20 protein-coding genes are annotated in these 20,360 nt (G+C 70.8%); 11 read left to right on the top strand and 9 right to left on the bottom strand.

The window, feature by feature from the left end; genetic code table 11:
* Nucleotide 1 precedes the first annotated feature (1 nt).
* Nucleotides 2-1,018, bottom strand: coding sequence for an NAD(P)/FAD-dependent oxidoreductase (locus tag BMY97_RS48665; protein ID WP_091622073.1), 1,017 nt, complete (start codon nucleotides 1,016-1,018; stop codon nucleotides 2-4).
* A gap of 91 nt (nucleotides 1,019-1,109) precedes the next feature.
* On the opposite strand from BMY97_RS48665, the gene BMY97_RS28030 reads away from it, so the two are divergent.
* The gene (locus tag BMY97_RS28030) at nucleotides 1,110-1,706 is read left to right on the top strand and encodes a helix-turn-helix domain-containing protein (protein WP_091622071.1); all 597 of its coding nucleotides are present in this window, start codon (nucleotides 1,110-1,112) and stop codon (nucleotides 1,704-1,706) included.
* Between the two features lie 177 nt (nucleotides 1,707-1,883).
* The gene (locus tag BMY97_RS28025) at nucleotides 1,884-2,624 is read left to right on the top strand and encodes an SDR family oxidoreductase (RefSeq protein ID WP_091622068.1); all 741 of its coding nucleotides are present in this window, start codon (nucleotides 1,884-1,886) and stop codon (nucleotides 2,622-2,624) included.
* A gap of 55 nt (nucleotides 2,625-2,679) precedes the next feature.
* Here the strand turns inward: BMY97_RS28025 and BMY97_RS28020 are convergent, their stop codons facing one another.
* Nucleotides 2,680-3,546: a TIGR03564 family F420-dependent LLM class oxidoreductase gene (locus tag BMY97_RS28020; protein ID WP_091622065.1), complete on the bottom strand. Its 867-nt coding sequence runs from the start codon at nucleotides 3,544-3,546 to the stop codon at nucleotides 2,680-2,682.
* A gap of 94 nt (nucleotides 3,547-3,640) precedes the next feature.
* Between BMY97_RS28020 and BMY97_RS28015 the strand changes: the two genes are divergently transcribed.
* Entirely contained in the window at nucleotides 3,641-4,516 is an 876-nt protein-coding gene (locus BMY97_RS28015; RefSeq protein ID WP_091622062.1) for a LysR family transcriptional regulator, read from the top strand.
* Between the two features lie 47 nt (nucleotides 4,517-4,563).
* On the opposite strand, the gene BMY97_RS28010 is transcribed toward BMY97_RS28015, so the two are convergent.
* On the bottom strand, nucleotides 4,564-5,277 hold the full coding sequence (locus BMY97_RS28010) for an MBL fold metallo-hydrolase (protein ID WP_091622059.1): 714 nt from the start codon (nucleotides 5,275-5,277) through the stop codon (nucleotides 4,564-4,566).
* Nucleotides 5,278-5,367: 90 nt separating this feature from the next.
* On the opposite strand from BMY97_RS28010, the gene BMY97_RS28005 reads away from it, so the two are divergent.
* On the top strand, nucleotides 5,368-5,919 hold the full coding sequence (locus BMY97_RS28005) for a TetR/AcrR family transcriptional regulator (protein WP_091622056.1): 552 nt from the start codon (nucleotides 5,368-5,370) through the stop codon (nucleotides 5,917-5,919).
* 10 nt (nucleotides 5,920-5,929) lie between these two features.
* Here the strand turns inward: BMY97_RS28005 and BMY97_RS28000 are convergent, their stop codons facing one another.
* Entirely contained in the window at nucleotides 5,930-6,763 is an 834-nt protein-coding gene (locus BMY97_RS28000) for a helix-turn-helix transcriptional regulator (protein ID WP_091622052.1), read from the bottom strand.
* Nucleotides 6,764-6,885: 122 nt separating this feature from the next.
* Between BMY97_RS28000 and BMY97_RS27995 the strand changes: the two genes are divergently transcribed.
* Genes BMY97_RS27995 through BMY97_RS27985 form a run of 3 tightly spaced genes read left to right on the top strand, consistent with a single transcriptional unit; the run spans nucleotide 6,886 to nucleotide 8,692 of the window.
* Nucleotides 6,886-7,146 (top strand): Atu4866 domain-containing protein, encoded by a 261-nt coding sequence (locus BMY97_RS27995; RefSeq protein WP_091622049.1) that lies wholly within the window; start codon nucleotides 6,886-6,888, stop codon nucleotides 7,144-7,146.
* A complete protein-coding gene (locus tag BMY97_RS27990) occupies nucleotides 7,143-7,910 on the top strand; it encodes an SDR family NAD(P)-dependent oxidoreductase (protein WP_091622046.1) in 768 nt (255 codons plus the stop codon). Before BMY97_RS27995 ends, BMY97_RS27990 begins: the two co-directional genes overlap by 4 nt.
* 26 nt (nucleotides 7,911-7,936) lie before the next feature.
* Nucleotides 7,937-8,692, top strand: coding sequence for an SDR family NAD(P)-dependent oxidoreductase (locus BMY97_RS27985; RefSeq protein ID WP_091622044.1), 756 nt, complete (start codon nucleotides 7,937-7,939; stop codon nucleotides 8,690-8,692).
* 153 nt (nucleotides 8,693-8,845) lie between these two features.
* Here BMY97_RS27985 and rox read toward each other — a convergent pair whose 3' ends face one another.
* The 3 genes from rox to BMY97_RS27970 all read right to left on the bottom strand — a co-directional run bounded on the left by rox (nucleotide 8,846) and on the right by BMY97_RS27970 (nucleotide 13,671).
* The gene (gene rox, locus BMY97_RS27980; protein ID WP_091622041.1) at nucleotides 8,846-10,309 is read right to left on the bottom strand and encodes a rifampin monooxygenase; all 1,464 of its coding nucleotides are present in this window, start codon (nucleotides 10,307-10,309) and stop codon (nucleotides 8,846-8,848) included.
* A gap of 381 nt (nucleotides 10,310-10,690) precedes the next feature.
* Entirely contained in the window at nucleotides 10,691-11,776 is a 1,086-nt protein-coding gene (locus BMY97_RS27975) for a C40 family peptidase (RefSeq protein ID WP_091622518.1), read from the bottom strand.
* A 941-nt stretch (nucleotides 11,777-12,717) separates the two neighbouring features.
* Nucleotides 12,718-13,671 carry a nucleoside hydrolase gene (locus tag BMY97_RS27970; RefSeq protein ID WP_091622038.1) on the bottom strand — a complete coding sequence of 318 codons (954 nt, stop codon included), beginning with the start codon at nucleotides 13,669-13,671 and terminating at the stop codon, nucleotides 12,718-12,720.
* 53 nt (nucleotides 13,672-13,724) lie between these two features.
* Between BMY97_RS27970 and BMY97_RS27965 the strand changes: the two genes are divergently transcribed.
* Complete coding sequence (locus BMY97_RS27965; protein ID WP_091622035.1) at nucleotides 13,725-14,480, top strand: acyltransferase; 756 nt, start codon at nucleotides 13,725-13,727, stop codon at nucleotides 14,478-14,480.
* A gap of 116 nt (nucleotides 14,481-14,596) precedes the next feature.
* On the opposite strand, the gene BMY97_RS27960 is transcribed toward BMY97_RS27965, so the two are convergent.
* The gene (locus BMY97_RS27960) at nucleotides 14,597-15,931 is read right to left on the bottom strand and encodes an APC family permease (protein ID WP_091622033.1); all 1,335 of its coding nucleotides are present in this window, start codon (nucleotides 15,929-15,931) and stop codon (nucleotides 14,597-14,599) included.
* Nucleotides 15,928-16,809: a carbon-nitrogen hydrolase family protein gene (locus BMY97_RS27955; RefSeq protein ID WP_091622516.1), complete on the bottom strand. Its 882-nt coding sequence runs from the start codon at nucleotides 16,807-16,809 to the stop codon at nucleotides 15,928-15,930. Before BMY97_RS27955 ends, BMY97_RS27960 begins: the two co-directional genes overlap by 4 nt.
* Before the next feature lie 76 nt (nucleotides 16,810-16,885).
* Here BMY97_RS27955 and BMY97_RS27950 point away from each other — a divergent pair, with 76 nt between their 5' ends.
* The 3 genes from BMY97_RS27950 (at nucleotide 16,886) to BMY97_RS27940 (ending at nucleotide 20,282) form a co-directional block, all read left to right on the top strand.
* Complete coding sequence (locus BMY97_RS27950; protein ID WP_091622030.1) at nucleotides 16,886-17,599, top strand: FadR/GntR family transcriptional regulator; 714 nt, start codon at nucleotides 16,886-16,888, stop codon at nucleotides 17,597-17,599.
* 847 nt (nucleotides 17,600-18,446) lie between these two features.
* Nucleotides 18,447-19,901 (top strand): alpha/beta fold hydrolase, encoded by a 1,455-nt coding sequence (locus tag BMY97_RS27945; RefSeq protein ID WP_091622028.1) that lies wholly within the window; start codon nucleotides 18,447-18,449, stop codon nucleotides 19,899-19,901.
* Nucleotides 19,902-19,937: 36 nt separating this feature from the next.
* Nucleotides 19,938-20,282 (top strand): nuclear transport factor 2 family protein, encoded by a 345-nt coding sequence (locus BMY97_RS27940; RefSeq protein ID WP_091622025.1) that lies wholly within the window; start codon nucleotides 19,938-19,940, stop codon nucleotides 20,280-20,282.
* Nucleotides 20,283-20,360 lie beyond the last annotated feature (78 nt).

Raw genomic sequence — 20,360 nt, 5'->3', positions numbered from 1 at the left:
GTCAGATCCCGTGCCTACGCGCGCCGGCCACCAGCTCGCTGACCCGCTGTTCGGTTTCGGGCGTGAATGGCCCGTTCGCGTCCAACGCCAGCCGCACATCCTCGTCGACGAGGTCGAAGTTCAGCGCGGCGGCGGCGTTCAGCCCGGCGCCCGCGGAGATGATCACCTGGGACTTCAGATCCGTCACGTTCCCCGCCAGCCACACCCCGGGGACGGCCGTCGCGCCATTCGCGTCCGACGGCACCGCCGAGCCGAAGACGTACCCGCCCATCTCCTGCTCCACCGCTGACAGACCGAGCGACGCCAGCACGCCCACCCGCGCGGTGAACCGCGGCGCGACCACCATCGCCTCCCGCGCGACGACCTCGCCCGAGCGCAGCCGGACCCCGGTCAGCGCGTCGTCGGCCACTTCCAGCGCGGCGACTTCGCCTTCCACGACGCGGATCCCGCGCGCGGCCAGCTGCTTGAGCTGGTCGGCGTCGAGCGGCGGCGCGGTGTGGCGGAACAGCGTGACGTCGCTCGTCCACTGCCGCCACAGCAACGCCTGGTGCGCGGACATCGGGTTGGTCGCGAGGATGCCGACGGCCTGGTCGCGCACCTCCCAGCCGTGGCAGTAAGGGCAGTGCAGCACGTCACGGCCCCACCGCTCGGCCACTCCGGGCACGTCCGGCAGCTCGTCGACCAGGCCCGTCGCCACCAGGAGGCGACGGGCGCGCACCGAGCGGCCGTCGGCCAGCTCCAGGGCGAAGTCGCCGTCTTCGCGTCGACGCGCGGTCGTGACGGTCCCGTTCACGACTTGGCCGCCGTAGCCCTCGACCTCCGCGCGTCCGGCGGCCAGCAGGTCGGCGGGCGTGCTGCCCTCGCGGCCCAGGTAGTTGTGCACGTGCCCGGCCGGCGCGTTCCGCGGCTCGCCGGCGTCGACGACCAGCACCGAACGGCGCGCCCGCGACAGCGCCACCGCGCCGCTCAGGCCGGCCGGCCCGCCGCCGACGACCACCACGTCGTATCTCTCGTCCACTGGGTTCCTCCCGTTGTTCGCCTGTCCCTTCGGACTATCCGCACGGACGCGAGACTTGACAAATATGTTTGCCAAAGCAGCAAATGGAGGGATGACCGACGAACAGCCCGACTTCGGCGAGGTACTCCAGACCATCGGCCCGCGGCTGCGTGGCCTGCGGCGGCAGCGAAACGCGACGTTGACGCAGCTCTCGGCGACCACCGGGATCTCGGTCAGCACCCTTTCGCGGCTGGAGTCCGGACAGCGGAAGCCGACCCTGGAGCTGTTGCTGCCGCTGGCCCGCGCCCACCAGGTGCCGCTCGACGAGCTCGTCGACGCGCCGCCGACGGGCGATCCGCGGCTGCACCCGCGCCCGGTCGTGCGCAACGGCATCACGATGCTGCCGCTCACCCGCCGCCCCGGCGGTTTGCGCGCGTACAAGCAGATCTTCCCGCCGCACTGGCCGGACCAGGAGCCGGACCTGCGAGTGCACGACGGGTACGAATGGGCCTACGTCCTATCCGGACAGTTACGCCTCATCCTCGGCGAGCACGACTTCATCCTCCGGCCGGGTGAGGTGGTGGAGTTCGACACGCACGTTCCGCACTGGTTCGGCAATCCCGGGCCGGAGCCGTGCGAGGTGCTCGCGCTGTTCGGGCCACAGGGCGAGCGGTTCCACGTGCGCGCGCGTCCGGCGTCAGGATCCTGACCCGCGCCGGTCCGGTCAGGCGCGCCGCGAATCAGCACCGCGACGCCGACGATGCCCGGTGGGCATCGGTCCTCGGTGATGTCCTCGGGGTATCACAGAGGTGCGAACAGGTCTTGGACGCCGCCCCGTCGCCGACCGCAGGATGGAAGAGAACCACCACCGCGGAAGGGATTTCTCATGACAACGGCAACTGCGCAGCTCGACGGCCGGCACGTGGTCGTCCTGGGTGGCACGTCGGGGATCGGCTTCGCGACGGCGGCCGCCGCCGTCGCCGAGGGAGCGAAAGTGACTGTCGTGTCGAGTCGGCAGTCCAGTGTGGACAGGGCGCTCGCGCAGCTTCCGGCGACGGCCACCGCGACGGGCCGGGCGCTCGACCTCGCCGACGCCGCGAAGGTCCGCGCCTTCTTCGACGAGCTGGGCGAATTCGACCACCTGGTGTTCACCGCGGGCGAGCCGCTTGCGCTGATGCCGCTGGACACCCTCGACGTCGAGGCCGCCCGCCGCTTCTTCGGGCTGCGCTACTTCGGCGCGCTCACGGCCGCGCAGGCCGCGGTCCCGCACCTGCGTGAGGGCGGTTCGATCACCCTGACCAGCGGGACGGCGGCCGCTCGCGGCGGCGCCGGCTGGGGCATTGCGTCGAGCATCTGCGCGGCCATCGAGGGCCTGACCCGCTCGCTCGCCGTCGAGCTCGCGCCGCTGCGGGTCAACGCCGTCGCCCCCGGTGTCGTGCGCTCGCCGCTCTGGCAGAGCATGGCCGACGCCGACCGTGAGCGGATGTTCGAGGAGACGGGTGCCGGTCTGCCCGCGGGCCGGGTCGGCGAGCCCGAGGACGTCGCGCGCGCCTACGTCTACTGCATGACCCAGCCCTGGGCGACCGGCACCGTCCAGCTGATCGACGGCGGCACGGTCCTGGCCTGAGCGGCACGACTGTCCCCTTCGCGACGTCGCCGGAATCCGGGCCGATGCGCCCAGCTCAGCGGTCCAGCTGCGCGACCACGTCCAACGTCCGGCCTTGCTCCGCGCGTGAACCCAGCGGCGTGACGATCAGATCGGTGACGCCGGCATCGCGGTACTCGGCCAGCTCGCGCAGGACCGTTGCTTCGTCACCGGCGACGACGGTGTCCGCCGGGCCCGAAAGGCCGCCGCGGTCGAGCATGGCGCGGTACGCGGGCAGGTCGTTGATGATGCCGTAGTCGCGGGCGATCGCCTCGCGGACGCCGTCCGGGTCGCTGCTGACCGACGTCATCACCGCTGCGACCACTCGCGCGCCCTCGGCCAGCCGTGGGATCAGGTAGCCGGCCACGGTCGCGGGCCGGGTCCAGACCGCGATCGTGCCGTCGGCCAGGTCGCGGGCCACTTCCAGCATCCGTGGCCCCAGCGCGGAGACGAGCACGGGCGGCGGCGTGGTGACGTCGATGGCCAGCTGGGCGTCGACGGTGAAGAAATCGCCCGCGTACTTCACGTGCTCGCCACGCAGAAGCGGCCGAAGCACCTCCAGGTACTCGCGCGTGTGGCGCGCGGGGGAGGCGTACGGGAGGCCGAGCTGGCCGGTGATGAACGTGGCGTGGCTGGGCCCGATGCCGAGCGTGAGCCGTCCGCCGGTGAGGGACTGGACGGTCAGCGCCGACGTCGCCATCACCACCGGGTGCTGCGGGTACGTCGGCACGATCGCGGTGCCGAGCTCCGCCGGGCCGTCGCCGAGGGCGAGCAGCACGCCGAATGGGTCCATGCCGCCGGGCTGCTGATTGGCCCAGAGGCTGTCGAGCCCGCGTGCGGCCGCTTCGTCCTGGAGTTCGCCGAGGGGCACGCCGCCGCCGGCGAGGTGAGTTCCGATGCGCATATCCCCAGCTCAGCGCGGAAACGTCCGGACTGCGAGAAGCAGTTGGCCCGCGCAGCGATCAGGTAATGTGATCGTCGCAGGTCGAGGGGGTGCGATGGAGCTTCGGGCGCTGCAGTATTTCGTCACGGTGGCCGAGGAGCTGCACTTCGGACGGGCGGCCGAGCGGTTGCGGATCGTCCAGCCCGCGGTCAGCCAGCAGATCGCGCGGCTGGAGCGGGAGCTGGGCGTGCGGCTGCTGGACCGTTCGCCGCGCGCGGTCCGGCTCACCGACGCCGGCCGGCGAGTCCTGGCCGCGGCGCGCGAAACCCTGTCGGCGGCCGAACAGGTCCGCGTCGCCGCCGGGGAGCCGGCGGGACAGTGGCGAATCGGCACGGCGGCGGGGCTCACCGGCCGGCTGGAGCGCGGGATCGACGCGCTGCGCGAGCGGAACCCGTCGTTCGAAGTGATCCTCGTGGACCTGCCCGTCACCGAGCGGCTGGACGCGGTCCGCCGCGGTGAGCTCGACCTCGCGCTGGTCCGCGGACCCGTCGCCGCTCCGGGGCTACGGGTGCTGCCGGCCTGGTCGGAGCCGTTGCGCGCCGTCGTATCCGCGCGTCACGCGGCCGCCGACGGGGAGGCCGTGACGCTCGATGACCTGTCCGCCGACGTCCTGCGCCTGCCCGACCGCCGGCGCGACCCGTCCCTTCACGACGCCGTCATCGAGGCGTTGAGCGACGCCGGCGTGTCCCCGCCGCTGGGCCGTCCCACCGGCACCACGCAGGACACCGTCGTCGAGGTCGGCTCCGATCCGCACAGCTGGGCCCTGCTCCCGGCCGACCAGATCGCCGGTTCGGGCACGAACCGCGTGCGCGCCCTGCCGCTCAAGCCGGACCTCTCGGTCACCGGTTACGTCCTCACCGCGGACGACGACGCCTCGGCGCCTTGTGTGGACCTCGTCGTCTCGGTCTTCCGCGACCCGGTGGCCGGCTGAAGCTCGGTATCTCCCGGCGGCCGGAAGGTGGCCGCCCCGACGACCGTTTACGCGCCGGCCTGCCTGACCGCCTCGGCCACCTGGGCGGGGGACGTGTGCGAGGGCGCCCCGTGGCCGGGAAGGACCCACGACGCCGACAGCCGGGCGAGCCGTTCCAGCGACGCGCGCGACTCGTCCGGGTCGTCCGTGAACGGAGCGGGCTGCGGGCCGGTGCGCCCGGTCAGCACGTGGCGGGTGGTCAGGGCGTCTCCGACGAAGACGGCGTCCGCGAGCGGCACGTGCACGGCGACGCTTCCCGGCGAGTGTCCCGGCATCTGCACGATCACGGGGCTCCCCGGCAGGTCCAGGACGTCACCGTCGGCGACCTCGACCACCTCGTTCACGTACTGGGTGCGCAGCCCGTTCTTCCGCAGGGAGTACCAGAAGAAGCCGAGCGTGGCGCCGATTTTCATGGGCCCCATCGGGGTTTTCGGCTTCTCGCCCGTGCGCGCGCGGACGGCGTCGGCGGCGTGCACGTAGACCGGCACTCCGTGGTCGCGCCGCAGGCGTTCGGCGAAGCCGAGGTGATCGGAGTCCCCGTGGGTCAGCACGAGCCCGCGGATGTCGTCGGCCGACTTGCCGATTGATCGCAGCTCGTCCTGCAGGTCGTGCCAGTGGCCGGGCAGGCCCGCGTCGATGAGCGTGATGCCCTCGTCGGTGTTGATCAGGTAACACGCCACCACGTCGTTGCCGAGGCGGTGGAGGTGGGGAGCGAGCTTCATGGGGTTGCCCTTCGGGAGTGGCGTCCGGCTACGATAGCTACGGTACATAGCCTTGATGGCTACGGTCAATAGCTTTGGAAGGGACGAACCGTGCCGACTCCTGAGAAGACTTCGCTGAGCGCGATCGTCGCGGCGGGCCGGGAACTCCTGGAGTCGGGCGGTCAGGACCGGTTGACGATGCAGAGCGTCGCCGGCCGCGTCGGGGTCCGCGCCCCGTCGCTGTACAAGCACGTCCGTGACCGCGCGGCGCTGCTGGCCGCCGTGGCCGGGTCCGCGGTCGACGACCTCGTCGCCCGGCTCGAAAAAACCGACGGCTCGCTCGAAGGGCTGGTGCGCGCCTACCGCGGCTTCGCCCAGGACTGCCCCGAGGGGTTTCGGCTGATGATGCTGTCCACACTGGCGCCGGAGGAGGCCCTCGACCGCGCCGTCGCCCCGATCCTGCAGGTGTCCCGTGACCTCGTCGGAGACGAAGGCGCCCTCGAAGCCGCGCGCCTGCTGACCGCGTGGGCCACCGGTTTCATCCAGATGGAACTCGTCGGCGCCTTCCGGCTCGGGGGAGACGTCGACCGCGCCTTCGAGTACGGCCTCACCCGTCTTCGCCGCGCGCTCACCGCCGAGGCGCAACCGTCCTCTGTGGACTGATCTGCCGCGGTCAGCTGTCCGCGTGGTGTGCCGGAGCGTGAAAGCTGCCCAGCAACGCGAGGGCGTCGGCGCTCGGCGTGCCGGGTTCGGCGTGGTAGATGACCAGCTGCTGGCCGGGGGCGCTGCGCACGTCGAACGCCTGGTAGGTGAGGGTGAGCGGGCCGACATCGGGGTGCACGAGCTGCTTGGGCTCCCGGCTCTTGCCGCGCACCTGGTGGGTATCCCACAGCGCGCGGAACTGTTCGCTGCCTTCGCTCAGCTCGGCGACCAGGTGTCGCAGGCCCGGGTCGTGCGGATCGAAGCCCGCGGCCACCCGCAAGTTGGCCACGGTGGCCTGCGCCGTCCAGTCCCAACGGGCGTAGAACTGCCGGCCGGCGGGGTCGAGGAAGGTCATGCGGGCCAGGTTGTCCGGTGCGCGGAACGGTGAGAACAGCGCGTCGGCCAGTGCGTTGGTGGCCAGCACGTCCAGGGTGCGGCTGAGCACGAAGGCCGGGGTGTGCGGGTAGCCGTCCATGAGCTGGCGCAGTTCGGGGCTCACGGTCTGCGCCACCGGCGCGGGCACGCGGTCCGGGGTGGCTCCGGCCAGCCGGTACAGGTGCTCGCGAGCGTCCTCGTCGAGGTCCAGCGCACGGCACAGGGCTTCGAGGACCTGCGCGGACGGCCGGGTCTCGCGGCCCTGTTCGAGGCGGGTGTAGTAGTCGGCGTTCACGCCGGCCAGCACGGCGACCTCCTCGCGTCGCAGCCCGGCCACCTTGCGCCGTCCGGAATAGAGCAGGCCCGCGTCCTCCGGAGACCGCTGTGCGCGGCGGGCCCGCAGGAACTCACCCAGCTCGTTGCCGCTCATGACCCCAGGCTAGATCGCCGTCCGCCGGGTTGGCTGGGTGTGGCGCACCCGGTCACCGCGCGTCCTGCCGCGCCCTTCGGCTGTCGTCGAGCCTGGGAGGCACAACAGGACTGAGGTGAGTGATGACAGAACGTGAGACCGCCGAAGTGGTCGGCATGTGGGTGACCGCGGACGGCCACATCCGGCAAGAACTGCGCGCCGACGGACGCTACGACGAAGCGCGCGGCGACCGACGTAGCGCGTACACCGGCCGGTATACCGTGACCGGGACCCATCTGGATTACGTGGACGACACCGGGTTCACCGCGACCGGGGACATTCGCGACGGCGTGCTCTACCACGAGCACCTGGTCCTCTACCGCGAACGGCCGGTGCGGCGATGAGCGCGACGGCCGCCGATCGCCCGTCCGACGGCGAACTGGCCGGGAAGGTCGCGCTGGTCACCGGAGCCGCCCGCGGGGTCGGCGCGGCCACCGTCGGCTGGCTGCACGCCCGGGGCGCGCGGGTGCTGGCCACCGACATCCGGCCCGAGGTGGCGGACCTGACGGCTCGGTTCGACCGGGTGTCGACCCTGATCGGCGACGTCTCGCGGGAGGAAACCGCGGTGCGTTCGGTGGCCACGGCGCTGGACCGGTTCGGCGGCCTGGACATCCTGGTCAGCAACGCCGGCCGATCGGTCAACAAGCCGATCGTCGAGACCACGGCGTCCGACTGGGACGAGCTGATGGCCATCAACGCCCGCGCGGCGTTCCTGCACTCCCGCGAAGCGTTCCGGGCCATGCGTGAACGCGGCGGCGCGATCGTCACGGTCGGCTCGTTCACCTGCACGGTCGGGCTGCCCGAGGCCGCCGTGTACAGCGCGTCCAAGGGGGCTCTGGCGCAGCTGACCAAGGTGCTCGCGCTGGAGGGCGGCCCGCACGGCATCCGGGCCAACGTCGTCGCCCCCGGCGTGATCGAGACCGACCTGCTGGACGACTTCCGGGACGACAGCCGCGCCTACCTGCGCTCTTTCGGCGAAGCCCACCCGCTGGGCCGCGTTGCTCAGCCGGACGAGATCGCCGAGGTGATCGGGTTCCTGGCCTCGCCTCGGTCCGGCTTCATCACCGGCGCCGTCGTCGCCGCCGACGGCGGTTACACCGCGGCGTGACCACCACGACAAAGAGGGAGAACACCATGCCTGGACGGCTCACCGGCAAGGTCGCGCTGATCACCGGCGCGACCGGGGGCATCGGATCGGCCACCGCGGACCTGTTCGCCCGCGAAGGCGCCTGCCTGGTCATCGCCGACCTCGACGCGGAAGCGTTGCGTGCGCTGGCCGTGCGTTTGGAGGCCAAGGGCGCCGACGTGCTCGCGGCCCGCTTGGACGTCTCGTCGTCCGAAAGCTGGGACGAGGCCATCGAGCTGACCCGCCGGCGCTTCGGGCGGCTGGACGTGCTGGTCAACGTCGCCGGCATCGTCGACTGGCCCGGCATCGAGGGCACCACGCGGGAATCCTGGGACCGGGTGATCGCGGTCAACCAGACCGGCACCTGGCTCGGCATGAAAGCCGCCATGCCCCTGCTGCGCGCCTCCGGCAACGCCTCGATCGTCAATACCTCCTCGGTCCTGGGCCTCGTCGGCAGCGGGGCCGCCGCCGCGTACCAGGCGTCCAAGGGAGCGGTGCGGCTGCTGACCAAGACCGCGGCCGTCGAGTACGCCACCCAGGGCGTCCGGGTCAATTCGGTGCACCCCGGCGTCATCGCCACCCCGATGATCCAGGACCTCCTCGACGAGCAGGGCGACGGGCAGCCCGACATCGTGCGCACGCCCATGCGCCGCGCGGGCCGTCCCGCCGAAATCGCTCCCGCGATGCTCTTCCTGGCCGGTGACGAATCCTCGTTCGTCACCGGAACCGAGCTCGTCGTCGACGGCGGGCTCACCGCGTACTGAACGGCACGTCCCCGCGCCGGCCTCGGACTCAGCCGAGTTCGGCCCGGCGTCGCCGCTGTTCGGCGATGGTCGCGTCGACCGTGTCGCGGTGCTGCTGGATCTGCCCGACGAGCACCCGCGCGGCCTGGTCGACGGCCTGCCGTGGTGACGTGATCAGCCGGCGGGCGTGCCGAACCAGCGGGACAGGTGGTCGTCGAGGCTCTGCTGATCGTCGCCGATCCAGGCGACGTGGCCGTCGGGGCGGAGCAGGACGGCCGGAACATCCAGTGCCGCGGTGGGATCCGCGAGGTGATCGACCCGGTCCGACCAATCGCCGACGGTGAGGCGTTCGGTGCGGTCCAGCAGCAGGCCACGGCCGCCATGCAGCAGACCGTAGAGGCGGCCGGGCTTCACGTCGATGTCGCGCAGACGTCGGCCCAGCAGTTCGGGGCCTTCGCCGAAGTCGTAACGGATGTCGATCGCGGTGATCTTCTCGATCAGGTAGCGGTTCACCTCGTCGAAGTCCATCAGCTCGGTGAGCAGCCGCCGCACGGCCTGCGGGCCCGGTTCGGTGGAGTGCAATTCCATCTGGGCGCGAGTGTTGTCCAGCACGTCCTCGGCGACCGGATGGCGTTCGGCCTGATAGGTGTCCAGCAGTGTTTCCGGCGCCCACCCGCGGATTTGCGCGGCCAATTTCCAGCCGAGGTTGAAAGCGTCCTGAAGGCCCAGGTTGAGGCCTTGCCCGCCGGTGGGCGGATGGATGTGCGCCGCGTCGCCGGCCAGCAGCACCCGCCCGACCCGATAACGTTCGGCCAACCGGGTGGCATCCCCGAAACGGGACAGCCAGCGCGGGGAATGCACGCCGAAATCGGTTCCGGAAATGGCGCGCAGCTGTTGTTTGAAATCCTCCAAGGTGGGCGGTTCAGCGCTGATTCCCGCGGCGGGGACCACGACGCTGTAGGCCCCGTTGCCGAACGGCCGGAGCCAGAATCGCTGCTGGGTCTTGCCGATTTCGGTCACCTTGGCGGCGATCTCCTCTTGCGGCGCCCCCACCTGCATCTCGCCCATCAGCGTCTCGGCCCGTGAGGGCTCGCCGGGGAAGCCGACGCCGAGCAGTTTGCGCACCGTGCTGCGCCCGCCGTCACAGCCGACGAGATAGCGCGAACGCAGCTGTTCGCCATCGGCCAGCTCGACGGTCACCCCCTCGTCGTCCTGCTCGAAGCCGGTCACCGCGCAACCGTGCCGGACCTGCGCACCCGACTGGATCGCATGTTCTTCGAGGAGGCGGACGATGACCGGCTGCGGAATACCGAGCAGATAAGCGTGCGCCGAATCCAGGTCCGGGGGCGCGGGTTTGGGGATGGCGGCGAAGAAACCGCCGGCCGGACGTTTTCTGCCATGCTGGAGAAGGCTGTCCAGCAGTCCACGCATCGCCATCAGCTCAAGGCTGCGAATATGCAGACCGACAATGCGGACGAACGAAACGGGCTCGGTTTCCTTTTCCAGAACGAGTACCCGCACATCGTGCAACCGCAATTCGGCGGCCAGCATTATGCCGGCCGGCCCGCACCCGGAAATGATTACGTCGAGGGGTGCATCGTTCGACGATGGTTCGGTGGTGAGCTGTGGAGAGTCCATGGGTGTTGCCTTTCGGGAGTGCCTGGTTATCGGGCGCTCCCGGCGACACCTAAATCAATCGCCCGACCGTGGGAGCACCCACATCGATACTGCGTTCATGGGTCTCACCTCCTCGGGCAGTGTCGCGGTCCGATCCAAGCTACAAGGCCGACCGTCACCCCGTCCAATTTTTTCCCGGCCACGGCGGGCCTTACCGGCGGAGCGCCGGGGCCAGCAGCGCGGGCGCCTGTCTCCGAGCAGGGTGCACACTGCGCGTATCAGTGCGGCGTGACCTTGTCGAGCGTCGCGACAGGTCGGTTCATCCCGCTCGGTTCTGCTGGAGGGCATGCCCGGCAATCACAGTGTCAACGTGCAAGGTCGCAGAGACTGCAATGGGGGCGGTCAGGCGGTCGGCCGCCCCGCGCCCGCGTAGTCGTCGCCCGGCTTGCGGTAGGGGTGGACCTGCACGGCCTGGCCCGTTTGCGGCGCGTCGATCATCTGCTGGTTGCCGATGTAGAGGCCGACGTGGTGGATTTTCGTGGCGGGCTCGCCGTAGAAGATCAGGTCGCCCAGCTGTGGTTCGTCCACGTGCGGGACGCTGCGGAACTGCGTGTCGGCCGTGCGCATGAGCTTGACGCCCGCGCTGCTGTACGCCGCGGTGGTCAGGCCGGAGCAGTCGAAGCCCGGGTCGGCGTCGCCGGTGCCGTTGCCGCCCCAGACGTAGGGCAGCCCGATCTGGTCGATGGCGAAGTCGACCGCGCTCAGCACCGCGGGGTTGGGGGCCTGGCTGCCCTGGCCGACGGTGCCGTAGACGTTGGTCGTCGCCAGTGTGCGGTGCAGGAAGAGCGGCGCTGTCTGCAGGGAGCTGACGGCGTTCCACCAGTCCTTCGACAGGTCGCGCCCGTCGGCGCAGAGGGCGCGCCCGGCGGTGAGGGCGGCGTCGTCGACGTTCTGCGGGTCGGGCTTCCCACCGGACGCGCTGCGCTGCCACTTCGCCCAGATCGCCGGCGAAAGCTGCATCGGGCCGGACGCGTTCGCCGTCGAGACGACGCGGTTGTAGAAGTCGCGCACCTCGACGGTGCCCAGGGGATTCGCGAGAGTGCCGTTGGGGTTGAGATGGTCACCCTGCGCGCGACCGTGATCGCTGGTCACCTTGCCGACGGCGGCGAGGGTGATCCACGAAAGGTGACAACCGGGCTGTTCCTTGCCGAGCGTGACGGTCGCCTCCGCGTAACCGGTCATCGCCCGCAGAGGAATGTCGAGCCACTGACTGGTCTGCGAAGCCCACGCGTCGAACTCGCTCGCCTTCGGCACGTTCGGCTGCGTGGGCACGGCGCTACTCGCTGGCGGCGTCGGCTGTGGCTGCGGCGATGTCGGCGCCGTGGAGGCGACGGCCGCGGTATCGGCCGCCTGCTGGCCACCGGGCGCGAACTGCACGGCGACGACCAGCGCCGCGACGGCCACAACAACCGCGGCGAGCACGACCACGGTGCGCCGTCGCCTGGGCCGCTGCCCCGTGGCGAGCCCACCGTCGCCGTTGGCTGGCGACGCCGCGCCACTGACCGCCGGTGCCTCGCCAGTGACTGGCGACGCTTCGCTGGTGGCAAACGACGTCTCGCCGCTGACTGGCGACGCCTCGCCGGTGGCAAACGACGTCTCGCCGCCTACCACCCACGTCTCGCCGTTGGCTGGCGACGTCTCGCCGTTGGTTGGCGACGTCTCGCCACTGACTGGCGACGCCTCCTGCCCGGCCGTCTGACCAGCGGACACCTCACCCCGCAACGGCGCCAGTGCCAGCGATTCCCCCACCACAGACTGCTCCGCCCGCGTGGGCGGCTCCGAGCCGAACAGCGGTTCCATGCCGAGGCCCGTGCCAGATTCCTGACTTGCCGCCGCGGGCGACGCGGATATGACCGAGCGCTCCGTGTCAGGTTCCTGACGCGGCCGCGCTGCCCCGGCGTCTGGCTGGGTGTCAGCGCCTGGCTTCGCCGTCGTGGCCGAGTGGGCGGCTTCGGAATCCGTTTCCGTCAGGCCGGCTCCGGTCGAGCCGGCGTCCGGGTGAAGCTCCGCCGAGCTGGCTTCAGTCAAGGCAGCGTCTTCCGCACTGGCCTCCGCTGAGCGGGCCTCTGTCGTGCTGCCTTCCGATGAGCCGACGTCCTCCGGACTGCCTTCGGTCGAGCCGTCGTTGCCCGCGCGAGTTTCCCTCGGGTTGCCTTCAGCCAGAGCAGCGTCGTGCGCGCTGACCTCCGCGGTACCGGCTCCAGTCGTGCTGGCTTCCGCCGTGCCGCGGTCACTCGAGCTGGCTCCCGCCGCCCTGCGTCCGACCGAGTCAGTCCCCGCCGAGCCGGCGTCGCCCGAACCAGTCACGTTCGAGTCAGGCCCTTCCGAACCGCCCTCGCCCTCTGGCGGCGAAACCGCTCCCGTCGCCATCATCGGCTCCCGGTGAGCCTCGAAAGGACGAACTCGCGCAGGCCGTCCAGGTCGGTGTCCGTGGCGACTTCGATCCGGCGTCCCGGCGCCGCTTCGGGGTCGTCGAGGGCGATGCGGCGGTCGACCAGGGTCATGCCGCGGGCCGGGCCGTCGGTGGTGTCGACGTTCACCGCGTACGTCTCCGTCTGCAGGATGCCCGGGCTGATCGCCTCCGCGACGGCGACGGCGTCGTGCATCACAATGCCGTCGTAACCCAGCACTCGCCGGTAATAGGCGAGGTAATCAGGGGTGAAGGACTCCAGCGTCTGGCCGAGTGGCCCCGAAGCGGCGAGTTTCGCCAGCCAAGCACCGTCGACGGCGCATCGGTGGGTGAGGTCGAGGGGGACCATCACGCACGGCACCTCGTCCTCGGCGATCACGCGCCGCGCGGCCTCCGGGTCGGCCCAGATGTTGAACTCGGCGGCGGCCGTGATGTTGCCGCGGGCCACACCGCCGCCCATCAGCACGATGCGCGCGATCTTGTCGCGGACCCCCGGGTGCGCGGCCAGCAGCGCGGCGATGTTCGTGAGCGGCCCGATCGGCGCGATCGTCACCGGCTCGTCGGAGGCTTCGAGCAGGGAGACCAGCAGGCTGACGGCGTCCTGCGATTCCAGCGGTCGCGTCGCCTCGGGCAGGGAGCCGGCGCGCCCGGACAGCCCGTCGGCGCCGTGGACGTTGCCGTTGCGCTCCCCGCCGTAGACCAGCCGCCGCGCCGCGCCGGCCGCGACCGGGACGTCCGGGCGATCGCACAGCTGCAGGAGACGGCGGGCGTTGGCGGTGGTCATGGCCAGCGGGACGTTGCCGAAGACGGTCGTCACCCCCAGCAGGTCGACGTCGGCCGACATCGCCGCCAGCGCGATCGCGAAAGCGTCGTCGACACCCGGGTCGGTGTCGATGATCAGCTTGGTCCCCATCAGTGCTCCCCTTGCCTGTGGCGGGCGTCCTCGCACAGGTTACGGTCAATGGCATGACGTCGATGTGGGGTGCGCCCGCGCTGTCCCGCGTGCGCGCCTGGGGGCGGGCCCGGCGCGACCCGCACCAGGCGAAGTTCCTGACGGGCGACTCGCTGCGCTGGATCGTGCGCAACCGCGCGTACACGCCGTGGTACCTCGTGCGGTACTACCGGCTGCTGAAGTTCCGCCTGGCCAACCCGCACATCATCCTGCGCGGCATGGTGTTCCTCGGCAAGGACGTCGAGATCCACTGCCGGCCCGGTTACGGGCGGCTGGAGATCGGCCGCTGGGTGCACATCGGCGACGGGAACGCGATCCGCTGTCACGAGGGGTCCCTTCGCATCGGCGACAAGTCGGTGTTCGGCAGGCAGAACGTGATCAACTGCTACCTGGACATCGAGCTCGGCGCGGCCACGCTGGTCGCCGACTGGGTGTACATCTGCGACTTCGACCACGTGACCGCCGACATCCACGTGCCGATCAAGGACCAGGGCATCGTGAAGTCGCCGGTGCGCATCGGGCCGGACACCTGGCTCGGCACGAAGGTGAGCGTGCTCAAGGGCACGCGCATCGGCCGCGGCTGTGTGATGGGCGCGCACGCCGTGGTCCGCGGCGACATCCCGGAGTACTCGATCGCTGTCGGCTCGCCGGCCCGCGTGGTGCGTAACCGCCAGGACGACTACGCCGCCGACGCCGCCCGCCGCGAGGCCGTCGCGGACATGGCCCGCAAGGCGAACAAGGCCCTGCAGAAGACCCTCGGCGAGAGCTGACGGGCGTCGTCGCCCAGTGGCGAACGGCGTCGCCGGCTCGTGGCGAATCCGCATTCGCGCTGGTCAGGCGACCCGTGCCGCCGACGGGGGATGGGCGTCGGCGGCACGGGGAGACCTCAGTCCTCGAACGTGATCTCCGGCGGCGGCCGGCGGAAGCCGTGGGTCAGGAACGTCAGGTAGACGATCCCGATCCCCAGCCACACCAGGCCGAACACCAGCGCGATGCCGTCGAGGTTGATCAGTAGCCACAGGTCGACGACGGCGCCGATCGCGGGGGCGACCAGCCAGGTCAGCACGTTGCGCCGGTTCGTGTTCCGCTCGCGGATCCACGTGGCGATCACGCTGACGTTGACCATCGTGAAGGCCGTGAACGCGCCGAAGTTGATGAACGACGTCGAGGTGGTCACGTCCAGGGCCAGCGCGATCAGCCCCACCAGCCCGGTCAGCCCGATGGCGAACGTCGGCGTGTGCAGCTTCGGCTGGAGCCGGCCGAAGATCCGGGGCAGCACGCCGTCCCGGCCCATCGCGAACATCAGCCGTGACGCGCTGGCCTGCGCGGCGATGCCGGACGCGAACTGCGCGACGACGAGGCCGGCCAGGAAGAAGCTGGCGAAGAGGTTGCCGCCGATGTGCGTCGCGATCTCGAACGCCGCGGACGACTCGTCGTTGAAGACGCTGCCCGGGTGCACCAGCTGGGTGAAGTAGGCGAGCACGACGAAGATGCCGCCGCCGATCAGCGCGGTCAGCAGGATCGCGCGCGGGATGGTGCGCCGCGGCTCGATGGTTTCCTCGGTGAGCGTCGTGACGGCGTCGAAGCCGAGGAACGAGTACGTCGCCAGTGCGGCGCCGCCCGAGATCGTCGCGAACGTGCTGCCCGAGTGGAAAAACGGGTCGCCGCTGGCGAGCGAATGCCCGTCGGAGACCACCTGCGAAATCGAAAGCACCACGAAGAACGCGATCACCAGGATCTGGAAGGCCATCAGGACGAAGTTGGCCTTCTCGGCGATCTTGATGCCGAGCACGTTCAGCACGGTGGTCAGCAGGATGAACGCGATCAGCCACAGCCAGCTCGGCACGGCCGGGAACTGCGCGGACAGGTAGGCGCCGCCGATCAGCCAGATCACCATCGGCAGGAAGAAGTAGTCGAGCAGCACGGCCCAGCCCACGAGGAAGCCGAGCCGGGAGTCGACGGCCTTGCGCACGTACGTGTAAGCGGACCCGGCGACCGGATGGGTGGCGGCCATCTTGCCGTAGCTCGCGGCGGTGAAGAGCATCGCGACCAGCGCCAGGACGTAAGCCGAGGGGACGGTGCCCCCGGTTGTCGTCGCGACGACGCCGAACGTGCCGAGCACGATCAGCGGCGCCATGTACGCGAGTCCGAAGAGGACAACGCCGGGCAGGCCCAGCCGTCGTTCCAAAGTGGCCCTGGGGGCCGTGCTCGCCGTGCTCATCGGGCTCCTTCTTGTCGCGGACGCCACCGGTCCGGCTCGATCCGGCCTTGGTAGAGCGGCAGTTCCAGCGGCGCGTCGGCCGCCGTGAACTGGTCCCACATCCGGTTGACGCCCGCCGTGCCCTCTCGCCGGACGCGGGCGACTTCGGCCAGGTCGATCGTGCGCGCGAGCACGCCGGACTCGTCGCCCGGCAGCTCGTCGAGCACGGTGCCCTCGGGGTCGACCAGGATGCTGTCTCCTACCCCCACGGGGCCGGCGGTATTCACGCTCGCGACGAAGACCTGGTTGGTGATCGCGTTCGCCCGCGCGAGCACGAGTTCCTGCGCGCGGTCGCGCGTCGTGGTCTGCACGGGGTTGAGCACGAGCTCCGCGCCGAGCCACGCGAGATGGCGGGCGACCTCGGGGAACCAGGCGTCGTAGCAAATGGAGAAGCCCAGCCGCCCGACGCCGGCGAGGTCGGCGACCACGAAGCGGTCACCCGGGTCGTACGGCTCGTACGGCCGCCACGGGAAGATCTTGCGGTAGCTGCCGGCCAGCTCGCCGCCGGGGGAGAAGACGAGGGCGGTGTTGAACAGTTCGCCGTTATCGCCGCGTTCGCAGACGCTGCCGGGGGCGAGCCAGACGCCGAGGTCGCCGGCCAGCTGCGCCAGCTCGCGGGTGCGTGGTCCGTCCAACGGCTGCGCGGCGGCGTTCAGCTGCTCTGTGCGTTCTTCGGCCGTGCCCTCGACGCCGCAGAGGTGCAGCTCCGGGAACGCGACCAGGCGGGTTGCGGGATGGTCGGCCAGCAGAGCGCGAACTTCGCTCGCGTACGCCTGCACGGTGTCGGTGTACGGGCGCGGCGGCAGCTGGGCCAGCGCGATCGGCAGCGGGCGGGACATGGGCGAAAAGTAGTCCATCTCGCACCCGCAAACAAGAGTGTTCATTTTGAGCAGTTTTTTGGGCTATCGTCGAGCCATGGCTGCCGACCTGCGCGCGCCCGCGTTGACGGGCATCCGGCGCCTGTCCGCGCTCGACACCGTCCGGGCCCGCATCGCGCTGGCTATCGAACTCGGCCTGCTCATGCCGGGGGAGCGGTTGCCGCCGAACGGCGAAATCGCGCGGGCACTGGGCGTCGGTGACATCACCGTGCGGCGGGCTCTGGTGTCGCTGTGCGAAGACGGCCTGCTCGAACGCCGTCGCGGCCGCAACGGCGGCACCCTCGTCGCCGTTGACGCGCCCGCGGGCCGAGTCGGCGAGATCAAGGCGTACGAGGAGTCGACGGCCGAGGTACGGGAGCTGATCGACCACCGCATGGTGCTGGAGTCGGGTCTGGTCCAGCTGGTCGCCCTGCGCCGCCCGGACGAGTCGATCGACCGGCTCCGCGACCTCGTCCACCGCATGGACGCCGCGACGGGCTGGGCCGAGTTCCACGACCTGGACGCCGAGTTCCACCTGGCCGTGGCCGCCGCTGGAGCGCCGGCTCCGGCGGTGAAGCAGTACAAGCAGGTGCTGCGCGAGCTGTACCGCTTCTACCTGCCCTACCCGATGTCCGCGCTGCGGACGTCCAACCGCGAACACGAGTTGCTGGTCCAGTCCCTCGCCGATCAGGAGCCGGAGACCGCCGCACTCGTGACACGCGCCCACGTCGGCGAGCTCCACCGGACGATGTTTGTCGGGCTGGGGCGCTGAAACCGGTGGCGGGTCAGGTTCCTGTCGCTTGAGTTCGCCCGGCCCAGGCACGGGGGCGGAGCCGAGGCTGGGAGCCAGGGCTGGTGCTGGGACTGGGAGCCGAGGCCGGGAGGCACGTTGGGACTGGGCGCCGGTGCTTGTGCCGAGGCGGGGGGCCAAAGAGCCGGGAGCCGGTGCCGGGAGTTGGCGTCGAAGTCGGGAAGCAGACTTGGTGGGGCGCCGGGGTCGGGAAGCAGACTTGGTGGGGCGTCGGGGTCGGGAAGCAGACTTGGGGTGGGGCGTCGGGGCCGGGAACCAGGCCTGGGTGAGGCGCCGAGGCGGAGAACCGGGCCTGGAGGTTGGGCGCCGGGGTCGGGAACCCGGCCTGGAGCTGGGAGCTGATGCTCAGGTCGCGAGCCAGAGCTGGACCTGGGAGCCGGGGTTGAGGCCAGGCCAGGCCAGGCCAGGGCACGGAGCGGTGCCGGGGCCGGAGATCGGGGAGCCGGGTGCCCGTCGCTCGGCTCGGCTCGGCTCGCGAGCGTCAGAGAGTGTCGGTGTCGGGCGTTGGGCGCTGGGGCCGGATGCCGGATGGCAAACGCTGGATGGCGGGCGTCGGACGTTGGCGCTCGGTTGCCGGGCATTGGGTTTCGGATCCAAAGCGTTGAGTTTCGCTTCGGGTCGGTGAGCTTCGAGCCACCGCTGCCCGCCCACCGTCGGTCTCCGGATTCCCGGCCAATGAAGCAGAATCCGGTCTGCCAGGGCGCCCGAAGAAGGTTCGCCGCGTACCAGTGGGGTCCGGCTCTTCGGCGGTGATCATCGGCTGATTGGCCGATCTCGCCACCCGCCGTTGAGCGCGAAGCTGGGGCGCATGCCGAAGTTCCGATATCTCGCTCCGTTCGTCGCGGCCGCGGCGATGGTCCCCCTCGTGCCGGCGGTGGCCATGGCCGATGGGCCGGACTGGAAGCCCTGCGCCTCCGTCGCGAAGGATTGGGACGCGGCTGACCAGCGGACCGAGTGCGCGATGGTCCCCGTCCCGCTCGACTACGCCGATCCCGGCGGCCGGACGATCGACATCGCCGTCAGCCGGATCCGCGCGACCGGCGAGCGCACCGGCGCGATCCTGTTCAACCCTGGCGGGCCCGGCCAGTCCGGGATGGCCATGCCGCGCGACATCGCCGGAAGCAAGGCCGCCGGGTTGCTCGTCCACCACGACCTCATCGGCTTCGACCCGCGCGGCGTCGACTACAGCGCGAGCCTCCCTTGTCCCGGCAACGAGACCCAGCCCGACCCGTCGTTGTCCGAAAAGGACCAGGCCCGGTTCATCGCCGAGCGGGACGCCAAAGCCAACGCGCGGTGCATCGCGCAGGACCCGGCGCTCGTCCATTCGTTCACCACACCGGACGTCGCCCGTGACATGGACCGGATCCGTGAGGCGCTGGGCGAGCAGAAGATCGGCTACTACGGCATTTCCTGGGGCACCGCGCTGGGCGCGCAGTACCGGACCCTCTTCGACGGGCACGTCGACAAGATGCTGCTCGACTCCGTCATGCCGCCGGACCTCGACGTCACCGCCATGGACGACGGCCAGGCGACCGCGGGCGAGAACACCTTCCACGAGTTCTCCGCCTGGATCGCCCGTTACGACGTCGTCTACCACTTCGGCCCCGACGAGGCCACGGTGGCGAAGGCCCTGCTCGACCTGCGCGCGGAGCTCACCACGCACCCGCGCACGGCCGCGGACGGTTCGCCGATCAACGGCGACACCGTCAACGCCATGTATGCCGACCCTCGTCGCCAGTGGGCGGATCTCGCCGCGCAGCTCGTGACCATCCGCGACGGCGGCACCCCGGCGCCGCCGTCGTCCGCGGCCAAAACAGGCGGGCTCGGCTGGGACACCACGCCGACCGGCTTCGACCATTTCCAGCAGACGGCCCTGCTCTGCAACGAGTCCCCGAGCCCGCGCGATTTCGACACCGTCTGGCAGCACCGCCTCGACCGCATGCGGCGGGATCCGGTCGCCGGCGGATTCGGGCTCTACGAACAACTGTGCGTGGGCTGGCCGGAGCCGGCGCGACCGTGGCAGCTGGGTCCCGGCACCAGCCCGTTGCAACTCGTCGGCCACACCTACGAGCCGGTGACGCCGATCGGCTGGGCCGTCGCCATGCAGCGGCGAATCGGCGGCACCCTCATGACGATCGAGGACGACGTGCACGGTTCGCTTTCGTCACTGCCCTGCGCCGACGCCGCCGTGACGTTCTTCGACACCGGCCGCACCACCACGCAGTCGTGCCCCGGCGCACCAATCCCGGCCCCGCGGACGTGACGGAAATCGGCTCGACGCCGTCGCTACGTTCGCGAGATGAGCGAAGCACTGCGGCGGCACGTCGACGCCTTCAACGCCCGTGACCTGGACGCGCTCCTTGCCGGCTTCACCGAGGACGCCGTCTGGGTCACGGGCACCACGACCGTCCGCGGGATCGAGGAGCTGGCCGACCTCTTCTCCGACGCCATGACCCAGCTCCTCCCGACTCTGACGATCGGCGACGTCCTCACCGACGGCGACCGCATCGCCGCCCAGCTGACAGAAACGCTCACCCACGACGGCGAGGAGCGCACGTTCGCCATCGCGGGCTTCTACCGACTCCGCGACGGCCGCATCACCTCGGCGAAGATCTACCGCGAGGGCAGCGCCGAACTGGCCTGACCCCGACGGCGGTGCTGGACCTGGTGACACACAAGGGTTTCACGCGTCGCGAGAGGGACTTTCGTGCGCGACACGCCG

Origin of the sequence: Amycolatopsis saalfeldensis, assembly GCF_900110575.1 — a bacterium.
In the GTDB taxonomy this organism is placed as follows: Bacteria; Actinomycetota; Actinomycetes; order Mycobacteriales; family Pseudonocardiaceae; genus Amycolatopsis; species Amycolatopsis saalfeldensis.
The sequence above is the reverse complement of the archived record's forward strand: the minus strand, read 5'-3'. Positions and strand labels throughout refer to the sequence as shown.

Excerpts from the sequence above, each read along its gene's own strand:
- BMY97_RS28030 (WP_091622071.1), top strand. The coding sequence starts at position 1,110 with ATGACCGACGAACAGCCCGACTTCGGCGAGGTACTCCAGACCATCGGC.
- BMY97_RS28025 (WP_091622068.1), top strand. The coding sequence starts at position 1,884 with ATGACAACGGCAACTGCGCAGCTCGACGGCCGGCACGTGGTCGTCCTG.
- BMY97_RS28020 (WP_091622065.1), bottom strand. The coding sequence starts at position 3,546 with ATGCGCATCGGAACTCACCTCGCCGGCGGCGGCGTGCCCCTCGGCGAA.
- BMY97_RS28015 (WP_091622062.1), top strand. The coding sequence starts at position 3,641 with ATGGAGCTTCGGGCGCTGCAGTATTTCGTCACGGTGGCCGAGGAGCTG.
- BMY97_RS28010 (WP_091622059.1), bottom strand. The coding sequence starts at position 5,277 with ATGAAGCTCGCTCCCCACCTCCACCGCCTCGGCAACGACGTGGTGGCG.
- BMY97_RS28000 (WP_091622052.1), bottom strand. The coding sequence starts at position 6,763 with ATGAGCGGCAACGAGCTGGGTGAGTTCCTGCGGGCCCGCCGCGCACAG.
- BMY97_RS27995 (WP_091622049.1), top strand. The coding sequence starts at position 6,886 with ATGACAGAACGTGAGACCGCCGAAGTGGTCGGCATGTGGGTGACCGCG.
- BMY97_RS27990 (WP_091622046.1), top strand. The coding sequence starts at position 7,143 with ATGAGCGCGACGGCCGCCGATCGCCCGTCCGACGGCGAACTGGCCGGG.
- BMY97_RS27985 (WP_091622044.1), top strand. The coding sequence starts at position 7,937 with ATGCCTGGACGGCTCACCGGCAAGGTCGCGCTGATCACCGGCGCGACC.
- rox (WP_091622041.1), bottom strand. The coding sequence starts at position 10,309 with ATGGACTCTCCACAGCTCACCACCGAACCATCGTCGAACGATGCACCC.
- BMY97_RS27970 (WP_091622038.1), bottom strand. The coding sequence starts at position 13,671 with ATGGGGACCAAGCTGATCATCGACACCGACCCGGGTGTCGACGACGCT.
- BMY97_RS27965 (WP_091622035.1), top strand. The coding sequence starts at position 13,725 with ATGACGTCGATGTGGGGTGCGCCCGCGCTGTCCCGCGTGCGCGCCTGG.
- BMY97_RS27960 (WP_091622033.1), bottom strand. The coding sequence starts at position 15,931 with ATGAGCACGGCGAGCACGGCCCCCAGGGCCACTTTGGAACGACGGCTG.
- BMY97_RS27955 (WP_091622516.1), bottom strand. The coding sequence starts at position 16,809 with ATGTCCCGCCCGCTGCCGATCGCGCTGGCCCAGCTGCCGCCGCGCCCG.
- BMY97_RS27950 (WP_091622030.1), top strand. The coding sequence starts at position 16,886 with ATGGCTGCCGACCTGCGCGCGCCCGCGTTGACGGGCATCCGGCGCCTG.
- BMY97_RS27945 (WP_091622028.1), top strand. The coding sequence starts at position 18,447 with ATGCCGAAGTTCCGATATCTCGCTCCGTTCGTCGCGGCCGCGGCGATG.
- BMY97_RS27940 (WP_091622025.1), top strand. The coding sequence starts at position 19,938 with ATGAGCGAAGCACTGCGGCGGCACGTCGACGCCTTCAACGCCCGTGAC.